This window comes from Devosia insulae DS-56 (assembly GCF_000970465.2).
GTDB lineage: Bacteria > Pseudomonadota > Alphaproteobacteria > Rhizobiales > Devosiaceae > Devosia_A > Devosia_A insulae.
Window position 1 is genome coordinate 1 of record NZ_LAJE02000293.1, and the last position, 3,793, is coordinate 3,793.

Genomic DNA, 3,793 nt, shown 5'->3' on the forward strand with positions numbered 1-3,793 from the left:
GGTGCCGGAGCGGACGGCGGTGACAGAGTGCGATCGGCGGGTGAAGGGGAGGGAGGCGGGGCGGAAGGAGGTGGGCGACGCGGCGACTTAAGGTGGCACCAGCCGACGGCGAGGCGGGTGCGGGAAGAGTACCCCGCACCGTGGCCGTGCCCCGCGAGGGGGGAGGAGACCAAAACACTGGCGGTGGTGATGGCGTCGCCCTCGCCCGGGGGGGGAGGGGACAGGGGTGGGGGTGCTCTTTCCGCACCGGCTTCTCACCGGGTGCGTGCCCATGCCGCCACAAACGACAAAACCCGCCTCAGGTGCCCGGGCGGGTTCGTCGTCAGCATCGGCGAGGGCTCAGCCTTCGCGGTAGTGCTGGATCCAGGTCGTGCGCAGACCAGCAAGGCCATGCTTGTCGATGGCGGCCTGCCAGTTCAGGAATTCGTCGACGGAAAGCGTGTAACGCTGACAGGCTTCCTCGAGGCTCAACAATCCACCGCGAACGGCGGCGACAACCTCAGCCTTGCGGCGGATAACCCAGCGACGGGTGTCCCTGGGAGGCAGATCCGCAATCGTCAACGGACTTCCGTCCGGGCCGATCACGTACTTTACACGCGGACGCATTTGTACGGTCATTGTACTCACTTACTCAACCTGACCACATCCCGAACCGTAGCCCATCGCACTTAAAATTCGGCTAAGGCATTACTTAAAATGCGTTAAAAGCCGGGGCTTTCGGGAAGTCTCGTCATTAACAGTTGCATGAGCTAGGCACGACCGATTCCAGCGACAAGGCTTCGTCGCAAGTTGCATGGAATGTGTCTCTATTTGTCGTGATCGGCTACCGCGATGTGTGGCTAATAAGCTACGCGGGCGACGACGGAATCCGCCCTACGGGCGGGAGGCAGGAGGTCAGCTGAAGCAGACGGCCCCCTCCCGGCCTCCCCCATGAAGGGGGAGGTGAAGAGTCGGGGCTGTGGCACGATGGTGCCAAACGCTGGATGCGGCACCTCCCCCCTTGTGGGGGAGGATGGGAGGGGGCCGTCTGCTAGCAGCTTTCGCTAAACCGCGGTCTCTTCTTCCGCCGGCGTCTCATCTGCGGCCGTCTTGGCGCGTACCGAGAGGATGGCGGAGAGGTTGACGCGGGCGCCGCCGACGATCAGCACGGGCTCGGAGCCGGAGAAGTCGATGCCGGTGACTTCGCCGGTCATTTCGGTGGCCACTCCGACCAGCTTGCCGGTGGCGGTGTCGCGGGCTTCGATGCTGACCGAGTAGGTGCCTTCGGGCTTTTTCTGGCCGTCATTGCCGATGCCGTCCCAGGTGAAGACGCTCTCGCCCTTATCGACCGTGCCGGCCTTGGTGTAGACGACGTTGCCGTTCGCATCCTTCACCGTGGCGATGATGTCGGCCTTACTGTCGACGGCGAAGTGCCATTTGGCCTCGCCCTTCACCAGCTCCGTCTTGACGCCCGAGGCAGTGACGATCTTGCCGACATAGCTCACCGCCTGGGAGTTGTTGGCGGTCTGGGTCGAGGTCATCATCGCCTCGAGGAACTCGTTGGTCTTCAGCTGCTGCTCGACGCCGGTGAACTGCACCAGCTGTTGGGTGAACTGGTTGGTGTCGAGCGGATCGAGCGGATTCTGGTTCTTCAGCTGCGTCGTCAACAGCTGCAGGAACGTATCGAAGTTCTGCGCGATGGTCTGACGCGTGCCGGTTAGGGCACTGTTGGGATTGGAGCTGACACCGGATACGGCCATTTGGAACTCCTAGACGAATAGGTTGAGGCCACTGGCCGAAGCCGTGCCGCGATAGGTGGTACTGGCGGTTTCCGCGCCAACGTCGTCGCCGCCGGCGAAGCTGTTACCGCGGCCGCTGAAGTTGGGGTCGCCGCCGCGGCCGTCGCCCGTGCCGCCCTGCTGGGCGAAGGGATTTTGGCGCAGCGAGAATTCGAGGTTGGTTTTCTGTCCATCAAGCCCGGCCTGCTGCAACGCCTGCTGCAGGGCGCGCTGATCGCGCTGCATCAGGTCGAGCGTTTCGGGGCGTTCGACGGTGAGCCGGGCATTGACGGCGCCGGATTTGTCGACATCGAGCTTCACGTCGATGCGGCCGAGCTCGGGCGGATCGAGGCGGATCTGGAAGCGGGTATTGCCGGCCTCGAACTGCCGCACCACCTCGAAGGCCACCTGCGGCAGGTTCACCTGCTGCAGCGGCGCCTGGTAGGCGGCATGGATGCTGCGGGCGACGGGCGCCGCAGGAGGCTGAGTCGCCTGCGTGCTGGCCGCCGCCGCGTCGGTCGCGGCGGATTGGGGTTGTGGGGCCGGCGCCGGGGCGGCCGCCGGCTTACTGTCGGCAGCTTCGGGCTTTTCGGTTTTCGCGGTGGTCGCGGCGGCGACCGGACGGGCGATCTCGGGCTCGCTGCTCTCGAGTTTTGGCGCCGGCATCGGCTCGGGCGCGGCAGCAACTGTGGCGGCGGCAGGCTCGTCCTTCTTGGCCGGCGTCATGACGGCTTGTGGCAGCTCGAGCGTCGGCGCGGTGAACGGCTTGGCCTCGACCGGCCTGGCCGTCTCGGCTTTCGGCGTCGCCAGCGCTTCGACGATGCGCTTCAACTCACGCTCGGTAGCCGCCTGGTCGAGGCCGAGCGCGGCCTTGAGGTTCTCCGGGAGTGTTGGTGACTGCAGAGAGGCGGCGAGCGCAGTGAGCTTGTTCGCCAGTTCAGGGTCCTGGGCAGCCAGTTTTTCGCTGAGCTTGCCGATAGTGAGGCCCAGCTGACGCAGGGCCGGCGGGGCTTGCTCAAGTGTCGTCGCGCCCCTGGCGGGAGGGGTCTCGGCGGCCGTGGCCTCGGGGGCCTTGGTCTCAGGCGCAGTAGCGGCCTCCGGGGCGGCGTCCGCCACCAGCCGTGCAAAGGTATCGGGCAGTTCCGGAGCGGGTGCGGCAGGCGCCGGCTGGGTGGCGGCAGGCGTCACCTGGGTCGTGGGCGGCGTGGGCTGAGCTGCGACCGGGGCGACCTCGGGGACATCAGTCGAGGGAGCAGTGGTCGCTGGTGGCGTCGCGGGGGCGGCGGTTGGTGGGGCCGCATCCACCATGGTCGGGATGATGCCGTCGCCGCTGGCCAGTGCGCTGATGCGCGGGTCGACGGTGGTGGTCGGCGGGGTGATGGCGCCCAGGTAGATGGCGAGGGCGTCGATGGCCTCGTTGAGCTTCTTCTCGAGCGCCGGATCGACCGGTTGGCCGGCTTCGACGCTGTCGTTGAGGGCGATCAGCGCGTCGCCCAGATCCTTGAGCAGCGACTTGCCCTGGGTCTTTGAGAGGTCGTCGAGCTTGTTGACGATGGCGCTGGTTTCCGAGGAGTCCTCGGCGGCGGCAGTTTCCTTGGGCTCGCCGTCGGCGGCCCCGGGTTGCTTTGCCGGCGATGTGGCTTCGGCGGCCAGCGTCTGGATCAGGGCGCCGAACTCGGTCGAAGTGATCTTGTCGGTGGCCTCAGCCGCGGCAGCGTCGGGCGTTTGTCCGGGCGCCAGCATGGCGAGCAAAGCGGCGAACAGGCCCTCCGGCGCGCTCGCATCGGTGGTCGCCGTGGTGCCGCCGGTCACCAGACCGGGGTTCGTCGCTGCTGCAAATCCGACCGTAACCGTCACATACGCCTCGCGAGACACAATGCTCCGGTAACAGCGATGCAAGGCGCGTGCCGGAAGGTGGGGTGAGTGATTTCAATGGGTTGGTGGTGACGAGGCGGATCGCGTCACGGCAGTTTGCGCCGGCCGCGGCAGAATTTGCCGGGTGGAGATGGGATCGCCGGTCCGGTGCGGGCTGACCC

3 protein-coding genes are annotated in these 3,793 nt (G+C 66.6%); all 3 read right to left on the reverse strand.

Features of this window, described 5'->3' with window-relative positions; genetic code table 11:
* Positions 1-339: 339 nt before the first annotated feature.
* The 3 genes from sciP to VW23_RS20995 all read right to left on the reverse strand — a co-directional run bounded on the left by sciP (position 340) and on the right by VW23_RS20995 (position 3,614).
* Complete coding sequence (gene sciP / locus VW23_RS20985) at positions 340-618, reverse strand: CtrA inhibitor SciP (protein ID WP_055877479.1); 279 nt, start codon at positions 616-618, stop codon at positions 340-342.
* A 425-nt stretch (positions 619-1,043) separates the two neighbouring features.
* A complete protein-coding gene (locus VW23_RS20990; protein WP_069911459.1) occupies positions 1,044-1,739 on the reverse strand; it encodes a flagellar hook assembly protein FlgD in 696 nt (231 codons plus the stop codon).
* Between the two features lie 9 nt (positions 1,740-1,748).
* On the reverse strand, positions 1,749-3,614 hold the full coding sequence (locus tag VW23_RS20995) for a flagellar hook-length control protein FliK (RefSeq protein ID WP_141728417.1): 1,866 nt from the start codon (positions 3,612-3,614) through the stop codon (positions 1,749-1,751).
* Positions 3,615-3,793 lie beyond the last annotated feature (179 nt).